The following is a 24,571-nucleotide window of genomic DNA, read 5'->3' on the forward strand; positions in this document are numbered from 1 at the left end:
ACTTTGGGGAATTGCTCTTCCTCTTTTAAAAGCCGTGATGTCATAAGTGATGTTGCAAGCAAGTTTACAAACATTAAACTTGCTTGCAACATGTGATTAACGTTTAAGGGATTCTGAATACTTGCTGTCATTCCTTGTACGTCGCAAAAGAGAAGTCCGGAATGTGACTTCTCTTTTGTTTGTATATAGCATGAATACTTTCCATTCCTTTTATTGTACGAGAAGCCCGACGAAGAGTTTGATATGGACAATAGTCCCCAAAAACTATCAAGGGAATCCCCTTAACACGTGTTGCGTATTCGTCAAATTTTGCAAGACATGATTAGGAATGCTAGGGCGTGCTAAAGTACCAATTATCCTTCTTATATAATAGGAAGAAATTCGATTGGCTGCCTTTTAAATATCATTCAGTTTCAGCTGGATGTTTCCATTTTCCTTGTCCTTCATATTCTTTTACTAGTCTATAAAAAGAAGAACATTTTATATCATATTTTCTTATCGCTCTGACAGATGAAATCTTTCCGCATTGCCATTCTTGATATACCTCAATAAATTGATTTGTAATTTGTAGGTTGATTTATAGACATATTCAAAACAGAAATATGCAAAAAGTACATATTTCAAAACGTGTTATGACGTGTATCGTAAAGAGAAAAGGGGGGGAAATAAGATGATAAATGAGGAATAGCATTGTATTCGCAATGATAAAGTCAATACTATTAGTAACACAATTACTAAGAATAGTGAGGTAGCTTGCAGTTCATAACATGCTAAAAACGTGAAAATATATTTTTAGCATGTTAATGCTTTTCACTTAATCGCCCATTTGTTGCTTTTAATATGAAGATAACCACCACAAGTAGGGGCCTGTGGTGGTTGGGAGAAAGTTATAAAAAGTTAGTATAAGTGTTAGCATCTTTATTTTACATGAAATTATATATATTGGTATTGAGAAAATTATTTTCTAAATCCGAGATAACAAACAATACATGCAACGATTATCACGATAATGAGATAACTCAATAGAATATTTATGCCAAGTACAAACATGATGTTTCCTCCCATCTATTGGTTATTTTGCTAGTTGAGCTTCATATTTTTGAACCAGTCGATAAAACGTAGTTTTGGGTACATTCGCTTGCTTCATTGCTTCTACTGCTGTAATGGCCCCAGTTTTCCAAATATCATATGCAGTGATAAATGCAGGTGTAATTTTTGCTTTTGGTCTACCAGGCCTCACGATACATGCCCATCAACTTAAGGATAAACACAATATTAACTTTTGTTCATTTGAACTAAAACTGTCCCTACAAGGGATCCAGTTATTAAATTTAAACACGCCAAATAAACCCTAACGGGTTTCATTTTTTTCTTATGCAGCTTTCTTTTGCTTGCTGCATCCACTATACTCATAGATAACACCCATAATATCAAAGATAGTCTTTTTTTCGTATCTATGAGATTTCCGTCCGTTTTGTTGTAGAAGGTGGAACAGGCGGATTAGAAGCTTTGTTATCTCTTGGGTGTTTTGTATAGATTGATAGAGGAGAAATAGATGGTCTTGAATCATTCCAATTGCTTTATATTCACTTAATTCTTTTTGCTTCTTCTGTAATAAAAGTTGACGCATTTTAAACATGGTAGAAGAACATAAGAAAATAGCGATTAGTTTTCCGTATAAATGGCACTCTATTCTTTCTTGTTTGACAGTGCGACAATAATCTATATCAAATAATGATTTCCACGTTTTAAAAACAATTTCTATCTGCCAGCGCCATGTATACAATTCATGTACTTGTTCCATCGGAACCCACTCCCAAGGTGCATTTGTCACATATACATTTAATCCAGCTACTAATTTACTTTTCTCTGAATAGGTTCTGTGTTTTGACTTTTCTTTTTCTGCAATTTTCTCTAGGCGTTTTTGTAATTGTGCCGCTGTTAAACGATGAAAAACGAGACGTGAAAATAACTGCTGTTTATCTCCAATATAAGCTTGCTGATATTCTATCGTTTCCCCTGGTTGGAGTTGATTCAAAATCTGTATGACATTGATTTGTATGTATTCTGATTGTTTTTTAATGGAACCATTTTTAAAATATTCCGGATCTGGATTTTTTACATATACGTTTGTGTTTAACTTTAACCGCGAAATATAATACGTACCCCGTTGATCCATTTGATCTAAATCCTCTAATGAAAAATACCCTAAATCACGAATACATAAATCGCCTGGCCGTAACGTATCTAAACATTCTGTTCCGAATGTTTTATCATTATTTTTTCCAGGTCCCACTTGAAAATTAAGAAATTGTCCACTATGCAAATCATATTCTAATTGAATTTTGATCCCAGCTGTTTGCGCACAGCCACCTGAACCAGGATATATATGTTCCAAAGTATGGGGTACTTGAAACATAGTGGCATCCATGATGCGAATGCGTTTAAAATGCGCAAAAAGTTGGCTAGAAATGTGAGTCTGTTCACAGATTTTTTGTTGTAACAACAAAGAAAAGATATGTTTTAAAAATAACACTGATTTTTCGTTAAATCGTTTATTTAAGCCCTCCGGGCTAAGTACAGTACCTGTAACTGCATGAAGTCTACTACATAATCGTACTAAAGGATCACTGGCCACCCTTTGACTAATCCAAATACAAATGGTAGCTAAATCTGACCCCGAAAATTTGCGTTTTCTCTTTACAAACTTCATCTCTCTTGCTAGTTCTTCCAAAAATTAGGGTGTGATATAGCGCTGTAATTCTTCTGCAAATGGTTGTAACTCCTCTTGAATCGAGAGATTCATAAAAAACGTCACCCTTTCTCATAGATTATTAAGAAAGAATAACGTTTTTTTGTACTTGGGGGTAGTAAAAAGTCTTAAGTTGATGGGCATGGGGTAGAACCAGCATCTCCGAGTAAAACGAACATTTTTGAATATTCAGAAAAATATTGTGGTATTAAAGTGGTTTCACCTTTAGCTCAAACGTCTAAATAATTTAATCGTCCATAGCAACAACCTAATTTTTAGATATTGCCACACCCTACCCTTCTAAAAAGAGATATTAACAAAAGTGTCACAGAACTATTATTCTGTGACACTTTTTGTTAATATTAGACTGAATATAATAAAAAATAGGAGGTTTAAGCTTGAAAAAAAGTGACATAGAACTCGAAGGGTTTGGAACGTATCTTTTAGAACAAGGTAAACGAGAAATTACAGTTGAAGATTATAAACGGCATATTCGAAAGTTTCATTCTTGGTTAGTACATGAAAATAGTTCCTTACAAGATCTTACTCGTTATGATATTCAACAATATATTTATTTCTTATCAGGTTGCGGAAATCAAGCTACAACGATTACGCCAAAATTTAGCGCTATTGTTTCATATGTTCATTTCATTGATCGTGAGGACTTACTTCACGATATTAAACGACCGGAGCTCCGACATATTCGTCACATCTCTCCTAAATCTCTGTCCAGAAATCAAAGGAATCAATTACTTAGAAAAGTTGAACAATCTGAAAATCTTCGGAATATAGCCATTATCTATTTAACCCTGTACACAGGCGTACGTATTTTTGAATTAGTAGCTTTAAATCGTGAGGATATAGAAATGCGAGAAAGATCTGAATTTTTAACCGTTCAAGATGGCAAAGGTGGTATTTCACGAAAAATACCTTTACCAGTTGAAAGTCGGTACCATTTACAACGCTATTTACAAAGTCGAACAGATTCTCAAGGTGCTTTATTTCTTTCCAATTATGGGAACCGCTTATCAAAACGTTCTGCTCAAAGAGTGTTTGAAAATTACGGGATTCATGCGCATATGTTAAGGCATACGGTAACTACTCAGCTTCCTCACGGAGGCTTTTTTCATTTACTAGTCTGATATGTACTTTTTGTGTGAATACTAGATATATCATACAAGGAGGTGGTATTTATGTTGAAAAAACAAGAAATTCTAGCTGTCTATCAAAAGGGACCTCAAGCTATTTGCGATTTTGTTCATCAATTAGAAAGTCAAATACAGAATTTAAAAGAGCGTATAGAAGAATTAGAAAATCGTTCAAAAAAAAACTCTACAAATAGTCATAAACCACCCTCTACAGATGGTTTTCGTAAGCCTATTACAAAAAGTTTGCGAAAATCATCCCAGCGTCAAACCGGTGGCCAGTTGGGCCACAAAGGACATACTCTTGGTTTGACAGCGACTCCAGACCATACAATTACATATTCTCCTACCTATTGTACTTGTTGCTATACTTCTTTAGACCATGAGCCTGTAAAAGGATACCGCATTCGCCAAGTGTATGATTTACCACCTATCCAGATAGAAGTGACGGAACATAAAGTGGAACAAAAAGAATGCCCACATTGCCATTCTATTCAAGAATCCCAGTTTCCTTCTACTGTCTCTCGTCCTGTTCAATATGGTCCAAATATAAAAAGACTAATCCCCTATTTAACGCATTATCAGTGTCTTTCTTTAAAAAGAACAAAAGAATTCTTTCAAGATTGTTTTGGACATTCTATCAGTGAAGGAACGTTAGTCAATCATACAAACAGTTTTTCGGCTCAATTGCAGCCTTTTCTCCAAGAAGTAAAAGACCAGATCCTTCAGTCTTCTGTTGTCCATTTTGATGAAACCGGTATGCGTGTAGAAAATAAAACACAATGGTTACATACTGCCAGTACACCGGAGGTGACATTGCAACATATTCATCAAAAACGCGGAAAAGAAGCAATGGATGCTGGAGAAATCTTGCCGTCTTTTTCTGGAATCGCGATGCATGATGGTTGGAAATCATATGATGCGTATACAGATTGTCGTCACGTATTATGTAATGCCCACCTCTTACGAGATTTACAAGGAATTATAGATAGTACCGGAGAAAAATGGGCACAACAGATGCAGGAGTTTTTAACGCAAGCCTTAACGCTAAAAAAACAATACAAAGGACTCCTGCCAAAAGCAGAGCAAGAGAATCTGTCGACTGCCTATCAAGCTATATTAAAAGAAAAACAAGTATTTTCTTCAGAACCAAAAAAGAAAGGAAAACAGACGCCTGCTCAAAATTTATGGAATCGCTTCGTCAAATATGCTGACAGAATTCTAGCATTTTTAGAACATCCAGACATTCCATTTGATAACAATCAAGCAGAACGGGATATTCGAATGACGAAAGTCAAACAGAAAGTGTCTGGAACGTTTCGAAGTAAGAAAGGCGCAGAATCTTTTTGTCAGATACGAAGCTTTATAAGCACCATGAAAAAACAAAAACAATCTGTCTTACAAGCGATAGGTCAGGTTATAGAAACCGGAACGGTTCCTTGGAATTGCACGATTTCATAAGAGAAATTCTCGATTCGATCTAGATTCTTTCTCTTATGGGCATATTTTTTTTCATGTTTTCGAATTGGAAACATGTATTTAGCATGCTTTTTTGTCTGAGGAAGCTGAGTAGTTACCATTTTTCAAACAACGTCTTATGTCCGTACGCCTGGTAATGGAAGGGCACTCTGCTACATCTGCAGCTCAAATTATAGGGATTTGTCGTCAATCTGTTTCTACTTATGTGCAAACATTCAATTCCGATGGAATTGAGGGCCTATTAGAACGTCGTTATCCACCCGGACGTACTCCTTATTTATCTCCCGGTGAAGAAACAGAAATTCGAAACATGCTAATAGAAAGTACACCGAATCAAGAAGGGATTGGACCTGAAACTCATTGGGATACTCGTGTCCTTCAATACTTGTTAGAGGAGCGTTACCATGTTTCTATGTCTAGAGGTGGAATTTGCGATATGCTACACCGTTGGGGATTTACTTATACAAGGCCTACTTATCGTTTGAAAAAAGCAGATCCTCTGAAACAACAAAAGTTCTTACAAGAGCTTAACTGGATAAAAAAAACTTATCCAAAGATATGATACTGTTCTATGAAGACGAAACGCATATACGTGATTATCAAGCTCTACATACTTCTTGGTTTCTTCGTGGTAAACAAAAACAAATCCCTACATATGGACGTCACGCAAGCGTCATGTTATTTGGTGCAGTAAATATGTCAAATGGGTATTTGCATTGTATGGAAGCTACTGCTTGTAATGCGACTGCCTTTCAGGAGTTTTTACAATATGTTGTAAAAGAAAACCCAAAGAAACACATTGTCATGTTATTGGATAATGCTCGCATTCATCATGCAAAGTTATTGAAACCTTTCCTAAGACAGAACAGCCAACGGCTGACATTGATCTTTTTACCACCCTATTCGCCGAATTTAAATTTACTGGAGCGTATTTGGAAATGGTTAAAGGAAAGCGTCATCTCTAACCGTTTTCATGCATCCCAAGAGGAAATACGTGCATCTGTAGTATCTTTTTTAGAATATATCGCTCAATGTCCAGAAAAAGTTTTACACAGATTAGGCGTTGAACAACTGTTAAAATATTAAACTGGATTTATATATTTAGCTTTTTAGAAAGAATAACGTTTTTTTACACTTGTGGGTAGTAAAGATTCTTAAGTTGATGGGCATGTGGTTCTACCCCTATAAGGGGACATGAAGTGTCATTTTTTCCTGACCAATGAAAAATTAGAGTTTTCCAATCGAATACAAATGTATACACGGGGAAAATTGAGCATACTACAAAAAAGGAAAGTAGAGGGTTTTCTATGAAAAAACTGGCATCACTCGTAGGATGGATAATTTAGGACGTATTGTGTTATCAAAAGAAATGCGAAAAACATTTGATTTAGTTCCCAACACCCCTGTAAAAATCTATGTCCAAGAAGGACAAATTCGTATAAAACAACAAGCAAAAACTTGTTTTATAACAGGACAAACATGTGAGAATCACATGTAATTGTATAATGGTCGTTTGATTTTGATTCATGAAGGGGCTCAAGATTTAATGAATACCCTAAAAAAGGGATAATCGAATAACAAAAAGATTCGTTACCTTCATGATGTTCTACACCTTGCATCGCGCTTTACCTCTCTTTATACTAAAATGGATTCCGTTGCAAGGTTAAAAATCAATCCGAAGCAATGAATGTTAATACATAATATTGTATATTTTATACAGTTAATTCTTCCTATGTGTATTTTAATTCTATATTTTTAGGGTATTGTAAATCTTTGCAACAGAACAACGCTGTCTTTTTGAAAGAAAATAAAGGGACATTACAAATCATTACTAAAGGAGTTAAGTGACTCATATGAAAATATACGGTATATTTTTTTTATTCTTCTTATTAAGTATTCTCTTTACCATAATGTTTGATCTTCTTCTAGGTATGAGTTTTTATAATGCATTAAGAAATATAACGATCCATTTCTTTAGTATGACAATTCCTGAATACTGTATTGGAGTCCTAATACTATTGATGTTGTTTCTTGATCCTATCCTTAATTTTTTTAAAAAGTGGAACCAGAGATATATCAAATAATGGTTCTGTTACAAAGTTTTAATACCTTGAAAAGGTACGAATTGACATACACTAATTTGGAATAAATGTTCACTAATGTACAATGAAGGGTGTTTTTGCCCGAATCTCCGAAAAAGGGGAATTAGCTATATTTATGCACCATGTCAAAAAGTATACTTTTTGACATAGTGAGTTTGATTAGGTTTTAATGTTTCATAATTATAACATAATCACTTTTGAAACATGTCATTAGAATTGTATATAATTTGACGTTAAAATATAATAATTACAGTTATTGTTTGGAATTTAAAATGGGAGAGGGATACCTAATGAGGAAATTTTTTTATATTAGAGTAAGTAGTAAAGATCAATCTGTTGAGAGACAACTTGCGACTGCATCAGAAATAGGTATTCTTGAAGAGTATATCTTTATTGAAAGAGCTAGTGGAAAAGATTTTAAACGTCCTAAGAGGGTGTTGCAAAACTCATAAATATTCAAAAATAAATGCATAAAAAAATCCGGTTTCCTGGAAGAATGATAGTACCCTAAACTATCTCCAGAAAGGACGGATTTACTAGGGTGTGTCTAAAAACTATTTCTATGATAGGATTACCTCAAATCATTTAGAGAGGGGTATTTTCTATGACGCCACGCCGCTACGAACTTACAAATGAACAATGGGAACAAATCAAAGACTTTTTCCCACCGTATTTTACTGGTCGTCCGCCTAAAAGGAGTAATCGTGAAATGTTCAATGCTATTTTATGGATAGCTAGGAGCGGCGCTCCCTGGCGTGATTTGCCGGACCATTACGGATTATGGAAAACCGTGTATGCTCGCTTCTGCAAATGGCGTGATGAAGGTGTCTTACTGACTATTTTTCAAGAATTAAATGCTGAACCGGATCTTGAAAACCTCAGCATAGATTCAACCAGTATCAAAGCGCATCAACATAGTGCTGGTGCAAAAAAAAGGCTGTAAATCATGAGTGTCATCAGCATATTGGCATGAGTCGCGGTGGAAAAACTACCAAAATCCATGCAATTGTTGATGGTTTAGGCAACCCCATTTTATTTCATTTGACTGGCGGAAATATTTTTGATAGCACTCCTGTTTGCGAGCTTTTGGATGAAATACCGATTAAGGGCAGCAATATTCTTGGTGACAAGGCCTATGGTTCTCATACGATTCGTAACTATATTACCGATCATGAAGCAACCTATACCATTCCACCCAGGTCAAATGCGAAAGCTCCTTGGAATGTGGATTGGTATTTATATAAAGAACGCCATTTAGTGGAGTGTTTTTTCAATAAAATCAAGCATTTCCGTAGAATCGCAACACGTTATGATAAGCTGGCATCTTCTTTTTTAGCCTTTGTGTATATCGCTGCCATTTTTCGATTAACACAATGAACAACAGTTTTTAGACACACCCTAGTATGATAACCAATTTTGATCACAATCAATCCATTTTACAAATTTTATTTGCCTACGTAGACAGTTTAACCATTGGAGGCGTTCCGCCTATTACAGGCCGCCCACCTATCTGTAGAAAAGCTTTACTCAAATGTTTTTTTGTGAAAACGGTATTCCAAATCAATTCATTACGCAAGTTAACTCGCTTTTTGCATCAATATCCTTCATTTCGTGTATCTTGTGGTCTTTCCTTTGTTCCTCATATATCCACTTTCTCACGTGTAGGAACTTGGTTTCGCAATGAAGGTATTCCGTTGATTCATAAACAAACTCTTGAAGAAATGAATTTAGGATTAATTCCGTGTGTTTTAATTGATAGCACTGCCTTACGGAGTAGTTTATATGATTCCCAAGCAAAATGGGGGAAATCTACTCGTTATGGTTGGTATGGTCAAAATCGCTATTTATTACATGTTCAGCTAGTTTTTCTGATTCATAACATTGCATATTTATTTTAGTTTTGCAACACCCTCGTCCTAAATATCAACTTATGAAGCGTATGCTGAGAAATGGAGATGTTTTATACATTCAATCACTAGATCGTTTGGGAAGAAATAAACAAATTATAAATGCTATATAAATCCAGTTTGATATTTTAACAATCTTTAAAATTGCCTATACTGCTTACCATACAAATAGGTAAAGGGGCGGTTAGATAATGGCAAAGTTACATGTATCAACGAAATATGGAATTACTGTACACGATTTATTACAAGAAGAGCGTAAAATGAAAAATTCATTTTTCAAACAACGTCTTATGTCCGTACGTCTGGTAATGGAAGGGCACTCTGCTACATCTGCAGCTCAAATTATAGGGATTTGTCGTCAATCTGTTTCTACTTATGTACAAACATTCAATTCCGATGGAATTGAGGGCCTATTAGAACGTCGTTATCCACCCGGACGTACTCCTTATTTATCTCCCGGTGAAGAAACAGAAATTCGGAACATGCTAATAGAAATTACACCGAATCAAGAAGGGATTGGACCTGAAACTCATTGGGATACTCGTGTCCTTCAATACTTGTTAGAGGAGCGTTACCATGTTTCTATGTCTAGAGATGGAATTTGCGATATGCTACACCGTTGGGGATTTACTTATACAAGGCCTACTTATCGTTTGAAAAAAGCAGATCCCTACATATGGGCGTCACGCAAGCGTCACGTTATTTGGTGCAGTAAATATGTCAAATGGGTATTTGCATTGTATGGAAGCTACTGCTTGTAATGCGACTGCCTTTCAGGAGTTTTTACAATATGTTGTAAAAGAAAACCCAAAGAAACACATTGTCATGTTATTGGATAATGCTCGCATTCATCATGCAAAGTTATTGAAACCTTTCCTAAGACAGAACAGCCAACGGCTGACATTGATCTTTTTACCACCCTATTCGCCGAATTTAAATTTACTGGAGCGTATTTGGAAATGGTTAAAGGAAAGCGTCATCTCTAACCGTTTTCATGCATCCCAAGAGGAAATACGTGCATCTGTAGTATCTTTTTTAGAATATATCGCTCAATGTCCAGAAAAAGTTTTACACAGATTAGGCGTTGAACAACTGTTAAAATATTAAACTGGATTTATATAGATGCTCGTATGACGAAAGAACTATATAAGTCCACTATAAAATATCATCATGTATAAATCACTTTGGAATACCCGATAATGTTTGTAAAAAACATTAGGGGAGAAAATACGCTATGTCATATAAAATACAAAAATCACAACCTTTCACAATATCAGATTTACGAAAATTAGAGAAGAAAGAAAAACAAACTTCTCGTCAACGACGTATTACAGCTGTTCGAATGGTAATGGAAGGATACACAATAGTGGACGTAGCGGCCATACTTGGTATGCATCTTCAAAGCGTTGCTAGTTATGTAAAAAAGTTCAAAGAACATGCACTGGAAAGATTACTTACTCGTAAACAAATCCCAGGTAAAAAGCCGTATTTAACTACGCAACAACAGGAAGAATTGAAGCAACTCATTTTACATACAACTCCAGCGGAGTTACAATTCGGTCAAGAATCTTTCTGGAATACACGTAATATCCAATACATCATCAAAGAGAAATTTGCGATTTATATGTCGCGTGAAGGCATCCGCAAAATGTTACATCGGATGAATTTTTCCTATACAAATGCTACTTATGTATTGAAAAAAGCGAATAAAGAAAAACAAATACAGTTTCAAAAACAATTAGAGATGGTAAAAAAAAATTAATTGATGAAAATACGGTACTCTTGTATCAAGATGAATGTCACTTTAGAGATAGTCAAACCGTTCATGCTACATGGTTTGCAAAGGGGAAGCAAAAGAAAATTGCAGTATTAGGAAAGCGTATTTCAACGTCTTTATTCGGCACAATTGATGCAATCACTGGTAAATTTCTCTGTACAAAAGCCGAGCGCTGTAATGCTGAAACATTTCGGGAATTTTTAACATATGTATTAAAGGAATACAAAAATAAGCACGTCGTGCTTGTATTAGATAATGCAAGGTATCATCATGCTAAACTACTAAAATCCTTTTTACGAGAAAATAACCGCCGTCTAACTTTGCCTTTTTTACCTCCATATTCCCCGAACTTAAATATGATTGAACGTGTATGGAAAGTAATGAAAGGAAATGTATTAGCAAATTGTTATCATGAAACGAGGGATCATTTAGTGGATTCAATCTATCAATTTATAGAATCTATTGATAAAAATCCTGATGCAATTCTCAGCCGTATTCAACGTGCAGACATGTCGATTTTTTAAAGGGGACTTATATAGTAATCCAGGCATTACAACGCGCTGTAGCCCAAGAAACGATTGCCGAAGGCATCATTCATCATAGCGATAGAGGAAGTCAATATGCTTCTCATGAATATCAAAAAATCTTAAAAAAAGAAAAATTCCAAGTAAGTATGAGCCGTAAAGGAAATTGTTATGATAATGCAGTGATTGAATCTTTTCATAGTGTATTAAAAAAAAGAATGGGTCTATCCGAAAAAATATAGAACACGAGAAGAAGCAAAATCCAGTATTTTTAAGTAACTACTCAGCTTCCTCAGACAAAAAAGCATGCTAAATACATGTTTCCAATTCGAAAACATGAAAAAAAATATGCCCATAAGAGAAAGAATCTAGGGTGTGTCTAAAAACTGTTGTTCATTGTGTTAATCGAAAAATGGCAGCGATATACACAAAGGCTAAAAAAGAAGATGCCAGCTTATCATAACGTGTTGCGATTCTACGGAAATGCTTGATTTTATTGAAAAAACACTCCACTAAATGGCGTTCTTTATATAAATACCAATCCACATTCCAAGGAGCTTTCGCATTTGACCTGGGTGGAATGGTATAGGTTGCTTCATGATCGGTAATATAGTTACGAATCGTATGAGAACCATAGGCCTTGTCACCAAGAATATTGCTGCCCTTAATCGGTATTTCATCCAAAAGCTCGCAAACAGGAGTGCTATCAAAAATATTTCCGCCAGTCAAATGAAATAAAATGGGGTTGCCTAAACCATCAACAATTGCATGGATTTTGGTAGTTTTTCCACCGCGACTCATGCCAATATGCTGATGACACTCATGATTTACAGCCTTTTTTTTGCACCAGCACTATGTTGATGCGCTTTGATACTGGTTGAATCTATGCTGAGGTTTTCAAGATCCGGTTCAGCATTTAATTCTTGAAAAATAGTCAGTAAGACACCTTCATCACGCCATTTGCAGAAGCGAGCATACACGGTTTTCCATAATCCGTAATGGTCCGGCAAATCACGCCAGGGAGCGCCGCTCCTAGCTATCCATAAAATAGCATTGAACATTTCACGATTACTCCTTTTAGGCGGACGACCAGTAAAATACGGTGGGAAAAAGTCTTTGATTTGTTCCCATTGTTCATTTGTAAGTTCGTAGCGGCGTGGCGTCATAGAAAATACCCCTCTCTAAATGATTTGAGGTAATCCTATCATAGAAATAGTTTTTAGACACACCCTAGATCGAATCGAGAATTTCTCTTATGAAATCGTGCAATTCCAAGGAACCGTTCCGGTTTCTATAACCTGACCTATCGCTTGTAAGACAGATTGTTTTTGTTTTTTCATGGTGCTTATAAAGCTTCGTATCTGACAAAAAGATTCTGCGCCTTTCTTACTTCGAAACGTTCCAGACACTTTCTGTTTGACTTTCGTCATTCGAATATCCCGTTCTGCTTGATTGTTATCAAATGGAATGTCTGGATGTTCTAAAAATGCTAGAATTCTGTCAGCATATTTGACGAAGCGATTCCATAAATTTTGAGCAGGCGTCTGTTTTCCTTTCTTTTTTGGTTCTGAAGAAAATACTTGTTTTTCTTTTAATATAGCTTGATAGGCAGTCGACAGATTCTCTTGCTCTGCTTTTGGCAGGAGTCCTTTGTATTGTTTTTTTAGCGTTAAGGCTTGCGTTAAAAACTCCTGCATCTGTTGTGCCCATTTTTCTCCGGTACTATCTATAATTCCTTGTAAATCTCGTAAGAGGTGGGCATTACATAATACGTGACGACAATCTGTATACGCATCATATGATTTCCAACCATCATGCATCGCGATTCCAGAAAAAGACGGCAAGATTTCTCCAGCATCCATTGCTTCTTTTCCGCGTTTTTGATGAATATGTTGCAATGTCACCTCCGGTGTACTGGCAGTATGTAACCATTGTGTTTTATTTTCTACACGCATACCGGTTTCATCAAAATGGACAACAGAAGACTGAAGGATCTGGTCTTTTACTTCTTGGAGAAAAGGCTGCAATTGAGCCGAAAAACTGTTTGTATGATTGACTAACGTTCCTTCACTGATAGAATGTCCAAAACAATCTTGAAAGAATTCTTTTGTTCTTTTTAAAGAAAGACACTGATAATGCGTTAAATAGGGGATTAGTCTTTTTATATTTGGACCATATTGAACAGGACGAGAGACAGTAGAAGGAAACTGGGATTCTTGAATAGAATGGCAATGTGGGCACTCTTTTTGTTCCACTTTATGTTCTGTTACTTCTATCTGGATAGGTGGTAAATCATACACTTGGCGAATGCGGTATCCTTTTACAGGCTCATGGTCTAAAGAAGTATAGCAACAAGTACAATAGGTAGGAGAATATGTAATTGTATGGTCTGGAGTCGCTGTCAAACCAAGAGTATGTCCTTTGTGGCCCAACTGGCCACCGGTTTGACGCTGGGATGATTTTCGCAAACTTTTTGTAATAGGCTTACGAAAACCATCTGTAGAGGGTGGTTTATGACTATTTGTAGAGTTTTTTTTTGAACGATTTTCTAATTCTTCTATACGCTCTTTTAAATTCTGTATTTGACTTTCTAATTGATGAACAAAATCGCAAATAGCTTGAGGTCCCTTTTGATAGACAGCTAGAATTTCTTGTTTTTTCAACATAAATACCACCTCCTTGTATGATATATCTAGTATTCACACAAAAAGTACATATCAGACTAGTAAATGAAAAAAGCCTCCGTGAGGAAGCTGAGTAGTTACATTTTTAAATATATTGAAGTGTTTTACAATCGAAAACGTAGCCATTCTGCACGGAAGTATGTATCACCGATTCAATTTGAAAAAAGGTTTTATGAAAAACAACAATCTCAAGCTGCGTAACGAATAAAATGTCTCTGTTTAATGTGTCTATTTTCTTGACATAACACCAATATATATCCATTGGACGTGTGCGTCCTTTAATTGCTTTTTTCAAATCAGTTAAATCTTCATTTAATTCTAAACTAATCATGTCATAAAAATCATATTCATCACAAATCGTGGCTATTTTTTCTGCTTGTGCTCTTGTTCTTACTTTGATTATAATCGGATTATTCTCTGAGCCTAATGGATACATAAGCATTCGCCTCTTTTCTTTTTATCTCTATTTTATAAAATGTAAGGTAAATCGGAGGCGAATCGACGAAAAAGTTATCAAATTTTAAAGAATTTCGGTAACTACGCAGCCACCTTTTGGTGTCTTTTTTTATTTTACTAGTTTCATATGCCTCCCATTTGTAAATACTGAGTATATCAAACAGGGAGGTGAATAGGATGATCCATCGAAAAGTCATTTTAGATGCATATAAAAAAGGACCTGAAGCTGTTATTTCTTTATTTGAAGAAACATTTTCTAAATTAGAAAAACGGATACAGGAACTAGAAAATGCTTCAAAAAAAAACCTACAAATAGTCACAAACCACCTTCTACAGATGGTTTGCGCAAATCACCCCAGCGTCAAACCGGTGGCCAGTTGGGCCACAAGGGACATACGCTTCATTTGACAACGACTCCGGACCATACGATTACTTATTCTCCTACGCATTGTACTTGTTGTAATACGTCCTTAAACCACGAACCTGTAACAGGATACCGCATTCGCTGTTTTGTGCAAGCAGCAATTGGTTCTTACGCATATTTGGTGAATATAAAATGTTATAATTATACTCAAATAAAGAAGGTGGGTATAGATTATGGAAAATATCATTAAAATGCTAGAGATACCAAATGATATGGAATTACTAAGCTATATAAATCCAGTTTAATATTTTAACAGTTGTTCAACGCCTAATCTGTGTAAAACTTTTTCTGGACATTGAGCGATATATTCTAAAAAAGATACTACAGATGCACGTATTTCCTCTTGGGATGCATGAAAACGGTTAGAGATGACGCTTTCCTTTAACCATTTCCAAATACGCTCCAGTAAATTTAAATTCGGCGAATAGGGTGGTAAAAAGATCAATGTCAGCCGTTGGCTGTTCTGTCTTAGGAAAGGTTTCAATAACTTTGCATGATGAATGCGAGCATTATCCAATAACATGACAATGTGTTTCTTTGGGTTTTCTTTTACAACATATTGTAAAAACTCCTGAAAGGCAGTCGCATTACAAGCAGTAGCTTCCATACAATGCAAATACCCATTTGACATATTTACTGCACCAAATAACGTGACGCTTGCGTGACGTCCATATGTAGGGATCTGCTTTTTTCAAACGATAAGTAGGCCTTGTATAAGTAAATCCCCAACGGTTTAGCATATCGCAAATTCCATCTCTAGACATAGAAACATGGTAACGCTCCTCTAACAAGTATTGAAGGACACGAGTATCCCAATGAGTTTCAGGTCCAATCCCTTCTTGATTCGGTGTAATTTCTATTAGCATGTTCCGAATTTCTGTTTCTTCACCGGGAGATAAATAAGGAGTACGTCCGGGTGGATAACGACGTTCTAATAGGCCCTCAATTCCATCGGAATTGAATGTTTGTACATAAGTAGAAACAGATTGACGACAAATCCCTATAATTTGAGCTGCAGATGTAGCAGAGTGCCCTTCCATTACCAGACGTACAGACATAAGACGTTGTTTGAAAAATGAATTTTTCATTTTACGCTCTTCTTGTAATAAATCGTGTACAGTAATTCCATATTTCGTTGATACATGTAACTTTGCCATTATCTAACCGCCCCTTTACCTATTTGTATGGTAAGCAGTATAGATAATTTTAAAGATTGTTAAAATATCAAACTGGATTTATATAGTTAAAAAAGTTTTTTCGGAATGAAAGAACCTTTTTCATATAACACTAATATCTTTTCTTACTTCTATTTTTTTTAATAAATTCATAAATTTTATCCATAACAAACGCTTCATTCTCTTTCCAAATAGCCCCAGCTTCTTCTAACGCAACTACTCTCACTAGTTCCTCAATTGCTGTCTCTTTAACTAAAAATGTAGCTACAGCCCCTGTAGATGCTGAATATTTACTAATAACTGAATCTATAATGTTCTCAACCTCTAATATACTACTATTATGAGACTCATTTTCAATTTGATCGCCTAGGTTTGGTATCTCTTGATCGGACAGTTCTTTTAATCGGGAATTTAGAATAAATTCTACATAACCGATTGGTGAATCAATATCTGAACGAAAACGTATATCTTCAATTATTTCTAATACAATTTCTTTATGAACTTCCCATTTCTTAAATACTTTAGGAAACACTTTTTCTTTACAACGTTCTTCAAATCTTTTTATTTTTTGTTCAAATGTATTGGGCTGTTGAAATTTATCCAATTTCTTTTCAAAATAGGCTAACTCAGGATCTTTCTTTTTCTGGGCACGGATAATAAATCTAATTTTATGTACTTTCCTGCCCGATTTAATTTCTTCAAATTCAAAAGAAATGTCTGTCTTTCGGTTTAATTCTTTTTGAGAAGGTTTCAACACACGTTGCTTAAAATTTGCATAGTTAGGGTATACATCCATTGCATCTAAGTAATACCTTAAATTTTCCAAACTAATTGTACGTTCTTTTAAATCTTCATATTGCTTAAGTAGTTCATAAATACGTATAGCATATGTACTTTTTAATTTAACAACATTGGCCAATCTATAGCTTGTAAATTTACTACTTAATTCTAATAAGAATGGCTTTAATAAAGGATCGAAACGCATGTCAATTGTCCCCTTATTTCTATTGTAAATTGCTGAAGAAAGCCAAGATACTTGTATCAATTCTTCCCCTGCTCGAATTTCAATTACTTTAGATAGTAATTCCTTTGTAATTTTACTTAACTCTGTATATTTAGTAGATCCACTCAAACCAAGTAGATCATGAAATTGTTTAATTGGGAATGTGTATGTTTTAAAATCCCGATCATTGGGTTCAATATTACTAGCCAAACAAAGTAATATTTTTTGTTCAACTAAATTCAAACGTGAATTGGCTTCAATCAAAGTATTTGATTTGGAAACAATATTATTCTCTTTAATTTGTAAATTTTGATTTGTAGACATATCTACATACGTCCTTTCTTTACTACCTCTACTGCTACACTTACTATAACAAATAAAGTAACTTTGTTATAGTTGATTTGTAACTACTCAGCTTCTTCAAATAAAAAAACAGGCCAAATACATGTTTCCGATTCGAAAACATGAAAAGAAAATACTCCAATAAGAGAAAGAATCTAGATCAAATAGAGAATTTCTCTTATGAAGTTGTGCGATTCCAAGGAACCGTTCCGGTTTCTATAACCTGGCCTATTGCTCGTAAGACAGATTGTTTTTGTTTTTTCATGGTAGTTATAAAGCTTCGTATCTGACAAAAAGATTCTGCGCCTTTCTTACTTCGAAAAGTCCCAGACACTTTCTGTTTGACTTTCGTCATTCGAATATCCCGTTCCGCTTGATTATTGTCAAATGGAATGTCTGGATGTTCCAAGAATGCTAGAATTCTATCAGCATATTTGACGAAGCGATTCCATAAATTTTGAGCAGGCGTCTGCTTTCCTTTCTTTTTTAATTTTGCAGAAAAGACTGGTTGTTCTTTCAATATGGCTTGATAGACAGTAAACAGATTCTGTTGCTTTGCTTTTGGCGACTTCCTTTGTATTGTTTTTTCAGCGTTAAAGCTTGCGTGTTGCGTGAGAAATTTCTGCATCTGTTGAGCCCATTTTTGCCCCGTACTATCTATAATTCCTTGCAAATCTCGTAAGAGATGGGCATTGCATAATACATGTCGACAATCTGTATACGCATCATACGATTTCCAACCATCATGCATCGCAATTCCAGAAAAAGACGGTAAAATTCCGCCTGCATCCATTGCTTCTTTTCCGCGTTTTTGATGAATATGTTGCAAGGTCACCTCCGGTGTACTAGCAGTATGTAACCATTGTGTTTTATTTTTTACTCGCATACCGGTTTCATCAAAATGGACAACAGAAGACTGAAGGATCTTGTCTTTTACTTCTTGAAGAAAGGGCTGCAATTGAGCCGAAAAACTGTTTGTATGATTGACTAACGTTCCTTCACTAATCGAATGCCCAAAATAATCTTGAAAGAATTCTTTCGTTCGTTTCAAAGAAAGACACTGATAATGCGTTAAATAGGGAATCAGTCTTTTTATATTTGGACCATATTGAACAGGACGAGAGACAGTAGAAGGAAATTGTGATTCTTGGATAGAATGGCAATGTGGGCATTCTTTTTGTGACACTTTATGTTCTGTCACTTCTATCTGGATAGGTGGTAAATCATACACTTGGCGAATGCGGTATCCTTTTACAGGTTCTTGGTGTAAGGAAGTGTTACAACAAGTACAATGTGTAGGAGAATAGGTAATCGTATGGTCCGGAGTCGTTGTCAAATAAAGCGTATGTCCTTTGTGGCCCAACTGGCCACCGGTTTGACGATGAGACGGTTTGCGCAAACTTTTTGTAACGGGCTTACCCAAACCATCTGTAGAAGGTGGATTATGACTATTTTTGGAGTTTTTTTTTGAAGCATTTTCTAGTTCTTGTATACGTTTTTCTAACTTAGAAAATGTTTCTTCAAATAAAGAAATAACAGCTTCAGGTCCTTTTTTATATGCATCTAAAATGATTTTTCGATGGATCATCCTATTCACCTCCCTGTTTGATATACTCAGTATTTACAAATGGGAGGCATATGAAACAAGTAAAATAAAAAAAGACACCAAAAGGTGGCTGAGTAGTTACCCTTATCGTTTGGAAGGGACCACTCAAACTTTACTTTGACATTGTCATGGATAGAGAACTTTTCTCTTTGTTTCCCATTTTCATCTGAAAGTTCTACTTTTGTAATAAATTCCATACCATATTGTTGTGCTGCTTTAACCACGTTCAGAGGGAGAATATTGCTAAACATGATTAATACCAAGAGTACTTTTAGAATACTTTTCATTACATAGCTCCTTTTGATTACAAAATCTTTTTAAATAGGTGTTTGGATTTCTATTAGATTACCTGTATCTATATTTGAAACATAGTAGTAGCCTCCTTCCTTGAAGTTAATAATGTAAATGATTCTGTCAAATCATACAATGGGGAAAAATTACCAATTACAAGATTGTAAAGAGAACATCCCAACATTTATAAGTAAGAATCATCATGGTTACGCATACACTTTTATCATTATAAAAATGTCATTTTCAAAAAGACTTTTTTCGCCTATTTAATGTGGGTTTTTTATGATAAAATACCGTTATTTTTAGAAACGGACGAACTCCATTTCAAATCTACGCCACGTAATATAGACACAACCATTTGGTACGATTTGAATCCCAACATAGAACGTATACGTTTCTTAATAAAGCGATGATCTTGTTCTACAATGTTATTCAAATATTTAAGTTTTCTAGTTTTGATGCTTACGGACATCCCTTTTTTCTTTCTTCAGTTTTTCAATAGCGATTGGATATACTGGATTTTTGTCAACTGTAATCACACGAGATTTAGAAGCATGGAGAGACCGCCAGGCTTTAGAATCGCCTGAAAATATGGAATTAAAATAAAGTAACTATATAAGTCCTCTTTAAAAAATCGACATGTCTGCACGTTGAATACGGCTGAGAATTGCATCAGGATTTTTATCAATAGATTCTATAAATTGATAGATTGAATCCACTAAATGATCCCTCGTTTCATGATAACAATTTGCTAATACATTTCCTTTCATTACTTTCCATACACGTTCAATCATATTTAAGTTCGGGGAATATGGAGGTAAAAAAGGCAAAGTTAGACGGCGGTTATTTTCTCGTAAAAAGGATTTTAGTAGTTTAGCATGATGATACCTTGCATTATCTAATACAAGCACGACGTGCTTATTTTTGTATTCCTTTAATACATATGTTAAAAATTCCCGAAATGTTTCAGCATTACAGCGCTCGGCTTTTGTACAGAGAAATTTACCAGTGATTGCATCAATTGTGCCGAATAAAGACGTTGAAATACGCTTTCCTAATACTGCAATTTTCTTTTGCTTCCCCTTTGCAAACCATGTAGCATGAACGGTTTGACTATCTCTAAAGTGACATTCATCTTGATACAAGAGTACCGTATTTTCATCAATTAATTTTTTTTTACCATCTCTAATTGTTTTTGAAACTGTATTTGTTTTTCTTTATTCGCTTTTTTCAATACATAAGTAGCATTTGTATAGGAAAAATTCATCCGATGTAACATTTTGCGGATGCCTTCACGCGACATATAAATCGCAAATTTCTCTTTGATGATGTATTGGATATTACGTGTATTCCAGAAAGATTCTTGACCGAATTGTAACTCCGCTGGAGTTGTATGTAAAATGAGTTGCTTCAATTCTTCCTGTTGTTGCGTAGTTAAATACGGCTTTTTACCTGGGATTTGTTTACGAGTAAGTAATCTTTCCAGTGCATGTTCTTTGAACTTTTTTACATAACTAGCAACGCTTTGAAGATGCATACCAAGTATGGCCGCTACGTCCACTATTGTGTATCCTTCCATTACCATTCGAACAGCTGTAATACGTCGTTGACGAGAAGTTTGTTTTTCTTTCTTCTCTAATTTTCGTAAATCTGATATTGTGAAAGGTTGTGATTTTTGTATTTTATATGACATAGCGTATTTTCTCCCCTAATGTTTTTTACAAACATTATCGGGTATTCCAAAGTGATTTATACATGATGATATTTTATAGTGGACTTATATAGAATGGCAACGTGGGCATTCTTTTTGTGCCACCTTATGTACTGTCACTTCTATCTGGATAGGTGGTAAATCATACACTTGGCGAATGCGGTATCCTATTACAGGTTCATGGTGTAAGGACGTGTTACAACAAGTACAATGCGTAGGGGAATAGGTAATCGTATGGTCCGGAGTCGTTGTTAAGTTTGCGCAAACCATCTGTAGAAGGTGGTTTATGACTATTTGTAGGGTTTTTTTTGAACGATTTTCTAATACCTCTATACGCTCCTTTAAATTCTGTATTTGACTTTCTAATTGATGAACAAAATCGCAAATAGCTTGAGGTCCCCTTTGGTAGACAGCTAGAATCTCTTGTTTTTTCAACACAACTATCACCTCCTTGTATGATATATCTAGTATTCACACAAAAAGTACATATCAGACTAGTAAATTAAGAGAGCCTCCGTGAGGAAGCTGAGTAGTTACAAATTATGTAAAGTGCCCAAATACCTGTATTGACCATGTAACCAAGTTTGTTATCTTTAGAACCGTTTTCGTTATATATAGGCAACCAAACTTGTTATTTTTAAAACCATTTTTGTTATTTTTAAAACCATTTTTGTTATAAGTAAAACCAAATTTGTTATCTTTAAAACCATTTTTGTTATATATGGGTAACCAAACTTGTTATCTTTAAAACCATTTTTGTTATAAGTAAAACCAAATTTGTTATCTTTAAAACCATTTTTGTTATATATAAGTGTCATAATCCCTTATATATCAATATGTTTCAGCCTCCTAAAACATATAAACATATAAAACATATAAAACAATTATTATATAAAACATACAAAACATATAATATCATGAGGGTGTTGCAAAACTAAAATAAATATGCAATGTTATGAATCAGAAAAACTAGCTGAACATGTAATAAATAGCGATTTTGACCATACCAACGTGGCTGTTCCAGCCCTTTATCTTTGAGATGACCAAACTGTTGTTCAATTTTCCCACGCTCTTTCATCAACTGTTTGCCAAAGATGGTTTGTGCAAAATGAGATAATACACGGCGATGTGTACTTTTGCTTTGTTCGCCATTACGTGGGTTAATTGGATTCACCGCAAAAATATCACATGTTTTTGCAATTTCATAAATGCGCTGACTATCATAAGCAGCATCTGCAATGGAAAATAACACATTTTGATTTTGTATATCTTGAAGCAATACAGGAGCCATTTTGCTATCATGTACGTTCGCTGTTGTAAATGCATACGACAATACAACACCTTCTGGTGTAGAACAGACATGAGCTTTATATCCCTTATACCAACCATAACGAGTAGATTTCCCCCATTTTGCTTGGGAATCATATAAACTACTCAGTAAGGCAGTGCTATCAATTAAAACACACGGAATTAATCCTAAATTCATTTCTTCAAGAGTTTGTTTATGAATCAACGGAATACCTTCATTGCGAAACCAAGTTCCTACACGTGAGAAAGTGGATATATGAGGAACAAAGGAAAGACCACAAGATACACGAAATGAAGGATATTGATGCAAAAAGCGAGTTAACTTACGTAATGAATTGATTTGGAATACCGTTTTCACAAAAAAACATTTGAGTAAAGCTTTTCTACAGATAGGTGGGCGGCCTGTAATAGGCGGAACGCCTCCAATGGTTAAACTGTCTACGTAGGCAAATAAAATGTGTAAAATGGATTGATTGTGATCAAAATTGGTTATCATACTAGTAAATCCGTCCTTTCTGGAGATAGTTTAGGGTACTATCATTCTTCCAGGAAAACGGATTTTTTTATGCATTTATTTTTGAATATTTATGAGTTTTGCAACACCCTCATATGTATTAAAAGAATACAAAAATAAGCACGTCGTGCTTGTATTAGATAATGCAAGGTATCATCATGCGAAACTACTGAAATCCTTTTTACGAGAAAATAATCGCCGTCTAACTTTGCTGTTTTTACCTCCATATTCCCCGAACTTAAATATGATTGAACGTGTATGGAAGGTAATGAAAGAAAATGTATTGGCAAATTGTTATCATGAAACGAGGGATCATTTAGTGGATTCAATCTATCAATTTATAGAATCTATTGATAAAAATCCTGAGGCAATTCTCAGTCGTATTCAACGTGCAGACATGTCGATTTTTTAAAGAGGACTTATATAGTACCAGTATAGTCTAGTTTGAAAGAATACTTTCAAATCGTTTCGATTTTTTGCACCAGAACCTTTATGCCACAACAAATTATGGCATAGGTGAGTATATCACAAGAAAACTTTGTGGGAAACACCGGCCGCATTAACAAGCTATTTTAACACCAGTTTCAAGGTGCATGTTAGCTCATACAAGGAGTTCAAGAATCATTTTGGCACCAAAAAAAGCGTACAGTGAAATTATATCCCCCCACCTTTTTAGTTGTTTACACCAAAAAGGTGGGGGGATATAATATATATTAAATAAAAATTATCGCAAAGATATATTAAAATTCAGAAAGGAGCTCTACATATATGAGACCTGTTCCAAGCAGGATTCATTTCTTTCATTTGCAAGAACATCATTGTAAAAACTGCCAATTTCAATACATGCCCTCTAAATATTGTATGGAAGAGTGTAATATTGGAAAGGAATTAACTACCTTAAATGAAAAAGCATTCAAGCGAAGGTGTAAAACTCTATTGACCCCCGAAGAAAGGTGGGATAATAAATGTAAGGAAGTTATAATCTTATTTGAACAAGGAATAGAATATCCTTATATTTCCAAAAAATAGGTTGTCATGTAAGTAGTTTATACCGAGAATTAAAAAAACATAACTTACTGTTCCCAAAAAAACAAAATCATAACTAATGAAACTAATATTGCGAGAAGGTAATTTATATGATGGTTATTTGACAGCCTAGCTATTTTAAAAATCCAAAATGAATTATTTGGGTAAAATTGTTCTAAGAAGCTTTAAAGCAACAACATGTTCAAAACAATTAGTAAAATATATTTTTGGGTTTTGAAGTCAATTGACCTCCCCCCACTTAGACTTAGCAAGGCTTGAAGTGGGAGATTCCCAGTTCCACGAAGAAAGTAACCTTCTGTATCCCTGATCGTTATTTCGAGGAAT

The 24,571-nt window shown here is 34.9% G+C and carries 22 protein-coding genes and 11 pseudogenes; 17 read left to right on the top strand and 16 right to left on the bottom strand.

Annotation, left to right across the window (positions count from 1 at the left end):
• Window positions 1–127 precede the first annotated feature (127 nt).
• The 4 pseudogenes from QCI41_RS29725 to QCI41_RS29735 form a co-directional block, all read right to left on the bottom strand.
• Window positions 128–244 (bottom strand): annotated as a pseudogene (locus tag QCI41_RS29725) (IS6 family transposase); the annotation flags it as partial.
• Between the two features lie 159 nt (window positions 245–403).
• Window positions 404–571, bottom strand: a pseudogene (locus tag QCI41_RS30795) (recombinase family protein); the annotation flags it as partial.
• Window positions 572–1,072: 501 nt separating this feature from the next.
• Window positions 1,073–1,231 (bottom strand): annotated as a pseudogene (locus QCI41_RS29730) (recombinase family protein); the annotation flags it as partial.
• Window positions 1,232–1,372: 141 nt separating this feature from the next.
• Window positions 1,373–2,806, bottom strand: a pseudogene (locus tag QCI41_RS29735) (IS4-like element IS231Q family transposase).
• A 344-nt stretch (window positions 2,807–3,150) separates the two neighbouring features.
• On the opposite strand from QCI41_RS29735, the gene QCI41_RS29740 reads away from it, so the two are divergent.
• The 14 genes and pseudogenes from QCI41_RS29740 to QCI41_RS29800 all read left to right on the top strand — a co-directional run.
• Complete coding sequence (locus QCI41_RS29740; protein WP_353839030.1) at window positions 3,151–3,894, top strand: tyrosine-type recombinase/integrase; 744 nt, start codon at window positions 3,151–3,153, stop codon at window positions 3,892–3,894.
• A gap of 51 nt (window positions 3,895–3,945) precedes the next feature.
• Window positions 3,946–5,358 carry an IS66 family transposase gene (tnpC, locus tag QCI41_RS29745; RefSeq protein ID WP_353836078.1) on the top strand — a complete coding sequence of 471 codons (1,413 nt, stop codon included), beginning with the start codon at window positions 3,946–3,948 and terminating at the stop codon, window positions 5,356–5,358.
• Between the two features lie 136 nt (window positions 5,359–5,494).
• The gene (locus tag QCI41_RS29750; RefSeq protein ID WP_353839032.1) at window positions 5,495–5,938 is read left to right on the top strand and encodes a helix-turn-helix domain-containing protein; all 444 of its coding nucleotides are present in this window, start codon (window positions 5,495–5,497) and stop codon (window positions 5,936–5,938) included.
• The gene (locus QCI41_RS29755) at window positions 5,935–6,462 is read left to right on the top strand and encodes an IS630 family transposase (RefSeq protein WP_353839033.1); all 528 of its coding nucleotides are present in this window, start codon (window positions 5,935–5,937) and stop codon (window positions 6,460–6,462) included. Before QCI41_RS29750 ends, QCI41_RS29755 begins: the two co-directional genes overlap by 4 nt.
• Window positions 6,463–7,229: 767 nt before the next feature.
• Entirely contained in the window at window positions 7,230–7,460 is a 231-nt protein-coding gene (locus QCI41_RS30800) for a YczF family membrane protein (RefSeq protein WP_483299076.1), read from the top strand.
• Window positions 7,461–7,768: 308 nt separating this feature from the next.
• Window positions 7,769–7,924, top strand: a pseudogene (locus QCI41_RS29760) (recombinase family protein); the annotation flags it as partial.
• Between the two features lie 158 nt (window positions 7,925–8,082).
• A protein-coding gene (locus QCI41_RS29765; protein ID WP_483299041.1) for an IS5 family transposase occupies window positions 8,083–8,855 on the top strand; the annotation gives its coding sequence in 2 pieces (ribosomal slippage) (window positions 8,083–8,413 and window positions 8,413–8,855; 774 coding nt in all).
• 26 nt (window positions 8,856–8,881) lie between these two features.
• Window positions 8,882–9,334, top strand: a pseudogene (locus tag QCI41_RS29770) (transposase); the annotation flags it as partial.
• Between the two features lie 56 nt (window positions 9,335–9,390).
• A pseudogene (locus QCI41_RS29775) lies at window positions 9,391–9,486 on the top strand (recombinase family protein); the annotation flags it as partial.
• Window positions 9,487–9,576: 90 nt separating this feature from the next.
• On the top strand, window positions 9,577–10,146 hold the full coding sequence (locus QCI41_RS29780; protein WP_353839035.1) for a helix-turn-helix domain-containing protein: 570 nt from the start codon (window positions 9,577–9,579) through the stop codon (window positions 10,144–10,146).
• Window positions 10,103–10,492: an IS630 family transposase gene (locus QCI41_RS29785; protein WP_353839036.1), complete on the top strand. Its 390-nt coding sequence runs from the start codon at window positions 10,103–10,105 to the stop codon at window positions 10,490–10,492. Before QCI41_RS29780 ends, QCI41_RS29785 begins: the two co-directional genes overlap by 44 nt.
• 127 nt (window positions 10,493–10,619) lie before the next feature.
• Entirely contained in the window at window positions 10,620–11,147 is a 528-nt protein-coding gene (locus tag QCI41_RS29790) for a helix-turn-helix domain-containing protein (RefSeq protein ID WP_353839037.1), read from the top strand.
• A 20-nt stretch (window positions 11,148–11,167) separates the two neighbouring features.
• The gene (locus QCI41_RS29795; protein ID WP_353839038.1) at window positions 11,168–11,686 is read left to right on the top strand and encodes an IS630 family transposase; all 519 of its coding nucleotides are present in this window, start codon (window positions 11,168–11,170) and stop codon (window positions 11,684–11,686) included.
• 20 nt (window positions 11,687–11,706) lie between these two features.
• A pseudogene (locus QCI41_RS29800) lies at window positions 11,707–11,956 on the top strand (transposase); the annotation flags it as partial.
• A 123-nt stretch (window positions 11,957–12,079) separates the two neighbouring features.
• On the opposite strand, the gene QCI41_RS29805 reads toward QCI41_RS29800, so the two are convergent.
• Both QCI41_RS29805 and tnpC (QCI41_RS29810) read right to left on the bottom strand, forming a co-directional pair.
• A protein-coding gene (locus QCI41_RS29805; RefSeq protein ID WP_483299041.1) for an IS5 family transposase occupies window positions 12,080–12,852 on the bottom strand; the annotation gives its coding sequence in 2 pieces (ribosomal slippage) (window positions 12,080–12,522 and window positions 12,522–12,852; 774 coding nt in all).
• Between the two features lie 87 nt (window positions 12,853–12,939).
• Window positions 12,940–14,352: an IS66 family transposase gene (gene tnpC, locus QCI41_RS29810; RefSeq protein ID WP_353836078.1), complete on the bottom strand. Its 1,413-nt coding sequence runs from the start codon at window positions 14,350–14,352 to the stop codon at window positions 12,940–12,942.
• A gap of 63 nt (window positions 14,353–14,415) precedes the next feature.
• Between tnpC (QCI41_RS29810) and QCI41_RS29815 the strand changes: the two genes are divergently transcribed.
• Together QCI41_RS29815 and QCI41_RS29820 are read left to right on the top strand one after the other, a co-directional pair.
• A complete protein-coding gene (locus QCI41_RS29815) occupies window positions 14,416–14,571 on the top strand; it encodes an IS3 family transposase (RefSeq protein WP_353839039.1) in 156 nt (51 codons plus the stop codon).
• 432 nt (window positions 14,572–15,003) lie between these two features.
• Window positions 15,004–15,332: pseudogene (locus QCI41_RS29820) on the top strand (DUF6444 domain-containing protein); the annotation flags it as partial.
• A 159-nt stretch (window positions 15,333–15,491) separates the two neighbouring features.
• On the opposite strand, the gene QCI41_RS29825 reads toward QCI41_RS29820, so the two are convergent.
• From QCI41_RS29825 to QCI41_RS29870, 10 genes and pseudogenes are all read right to left on the bottom strand, one after another.
• A complete protein-coding gene (locus QCI41_RS29825) occupies window positions 15,492–15,881 on the bottom strand; it encodes an IS630 family transposase (RefSeq protein ID WP_353839036.1) in 390 nt (129 codons plus the stop codon).
• On the bottom strand, window positions 15,838–16,407 hold the full coding sequence (locus QCI41_RS29830; RefSeq protein ID WP_353839040.1) for a helix-turn-helix domain-containing protein: 570 nt from the start codon (window positions 16,405–16,407) through the stop codon (window positions 15,838–15,840). Before QCI41_RS29830 ends, QCI41_RS29825 begins: the two co-directional genes overlap by 44 nt.
• Before the next feature lie 130 nt (window positions 16,408–16,537).
• Window positions 16,538–17,752 (bottom strand): replication initiation protein, encoded by a 1,215-nt coding sequence (locus tag QCI41_RS29835; protein WP_353839041.1) that lies wholly within the window; start codon window positions 17,750–17,752, stop codon window positions 16,538–16,540.
• Window positions 17,753–17,948: 196 nt separating this feature from the next.
• Window positions 17,949–19,358: an IS66 family transposase gene (tnpC, locus tag QCI41_RS29840; RefSeq protein WP_353839042.1), complete on the bottom strand. Its 1,410-nt coding sequence runs from the start codon at window positions 19,356–19,358 to the stop codon at window positions 17,949–17,951.
• A gap of 26 nt (window positions 19,359–19,384) precedes the next feature.
• Window positions 19,385–19,663 (bottom strand): hypothetical protein, encoded by a 279-nt coding sequence (locus tag QCI41_RS29845; RefSeq protein ID WP_353839044.1) that lies wholly within the window; start codon window positions 19,661–19,663, stop codon window positions 19,385–19,387.
• 284 nt (window positions 19,664–19,947) lie between these two features.
• Window positions 19,948–20,242 (bottom strand): annotated as a pseudogene (locus QCI41_RS29850) (DDE-type integrase/transposase/recombinase); the annotation flags it as partial.
• Window positions 20,243–20,293: 51 nt separating this feature from the next.
• Entirely contained in the window at window positions 20,294–20,812 is a 519-nt protein-coding gene (locus QCI41_RS29855) for an IS630 family transposase (protein WP_353839038.1), read from the bottom strand.
• Window positions 20,813–20,832: 20 nt separating this feature from the next.
• Window positions 20,833–21,360, bottom strand: coding sequence for a helix-turn-helix domain-containing protein (locus QCI41_RS29860; protein WP_353839037.1), 528 nt, complete (start codon window positions 21,358–21,360; stop codon window positions 20,833–20,835).
• 87 nt (window positions 21,361–21,447) lie between these two features.
• Window positions 21,448–21,816 (bottom strand): annotated as a pseudogene (locus tag QCI41_RS29865) (IS66 family transposase zinc-finger binding domain-containing protein); the annotation flags it as partial.
• 496 nt (window positions 21,817–22,312) lie between these two features.
• On the bottom strand, window positions 22,313–23,182 hold the full coding sequence (locus QCI41_RS29870) for a transposase (RefSeq protein WP_353839046.1): 870 nt from the start codon (window positions 23,180–23,182) through the stop codon (window positions 22,313–22,315).
• A 91-nt stretch (window positions 23,183–23,273) separates the two neighbouring features.
• Between QCI41_RS29870 and QCI41_RS29875 the strand changes: the two genes are divergently transcribed.
• The gene (locus QCI41_RS29875; protein WP_353839047.1) at window positions 23,274–23,612 is read left to right on the top strand and encodes a transposase; all 339 of its coding nucleotides are present in this window, start codon (window positions 23,274–23,276) and stop codon (window positions 23,610–23,612) included.
• The last annotated feature ends 959 nt before the right edge of the window (window positions 23,613–24,571 follow it).

The organism is Bacillus cereus group sp. MG4 (assembly GCF_040460055.1).
Lineage (GTDB): Bacteria > Bacillota > Bacilli > Bacillales > Bacillaceae_G > Bacillus_A > Bacillus_A wiedmannii.

Excerpts from the sequence above, each read along its gene's own strand:
- tnpC (WP_353836078.1), top strand. The coding sequence starts at position 3,946 with ATGTTGAAAAAACAAGAAATTCTAGCTGTCTATCAAAAGGGACCTCAA.
- QCI41_RS29750 (WP_353839032.1), top strand. The coding sequence starts at position 5,495 with ATGTCCGTACGCCTGGTAATGGAAGGGCACTCTGCTACATCTGCAGCT.
- QCI41_RS29755 (WP_353839033.1), top strand. The coding sequence starts at position 5,935 with ATGATACTGTTCTATGAAGACGAAACGCATATACGTGATTATCAAGCT.
- QCI41_RS30800 (WP_483299076.1), top strand. The coding sequence starts at position 7,230 with ATGAAAATATACGGTATATTTTTTTTATTCTTCTTATTAAGTATTCTC.
- QCI41_RS29780 (WP_353839035.1), top strand. The coding sequence starts at position 9,577 with ATGGCAAAGTTACATGTATCAACGAAATATGGAATTACTGTACACGAT.
- QCI41_RS29785 (WP_353839036.1), top strand. The coding sequence starts at position 10,103 with ATGTCAAATGGGTATTTGCATTGTATGGAAGCTACTGCTTGTAATGCG.
- QCI41_RS29790 (WP_353839037.1), top strand. The coding sequence starts at position 10,620 with ATGTCATATAAAATACAAAAATCACAACCTTTCACAATATCAGATTTA.
- tnpC (WP_353836078.1), bottom strand. The coding sequence starts at position 14,352 with ATGTTGAAAAAACAAGAAATTCTAGCTGTCTATCAAAAGGGACCTCAA.
- QCI41_RS29815 (WP_353839039.1), top strand. The coding sequence starts at position 14,416 with ATGAAAAAAGCCTCCGTGAGGAAGCTGAGTAGTTACATTTTTAAATAT.
- QCI41_RS29825 (WP_353839036.1), bottom strand. The coding sequence starts at position 15,881 with ATGTCAAATGGGTATTTGCATTGTATGGAAGCTACTGCTTGTAATGCG.
- QCI41_RS29830 (WP_353839040.1), bottom strand. The coding sequence starts at position 16,407 with ATGGCAAAGTTACATGTATCAACGAAATATGGAATTACTGTACACGAT.
- QCI41_RS29835 (WP_353839041.1), bottom strand. The coding sequence starts at position 17,752 with ATGTCTACAAATCAAAATTTACAAATTAAAGAGAATAATATTGTTTCC.
- tnpC (WP_353839042.1), bottom strand. The coding sequence starts at position 19,358 with ATGATCCATCGAAAAATCATTTTAGATGCATATAAAAAAGGACCTGAA.
- QCI41_RS29845 (WP_353839044.1), bottom strand. The coding sequence starts at position 19,663 with ATGAAAAGTATTCTAAAAGTACTCTTGGTATTAATCATGTTTAGCAAT.
- QCI41_RS29860 (WP_353839037.1), bottom strand. The coding sequence starts at position 21,360 with ATGTCATATAAAATACAAAAATCACAACCTTTCACAATATCAGATTTA.
- QCI41_RS29870 (WP_353839046.1), bottom strand. The coding sequence starts at position 23,182 with ATGATAACCAATTTTGATCACAATCAATCCATTTTACACATTTTATTT.
- QCI41_RS29875 (WP_353839047.1), top strand. The coding sequence starts at position 23,274 with ATGAGTTTTGCAACACCCTCATATGTATTAAAAGAATACAAAAATAAG.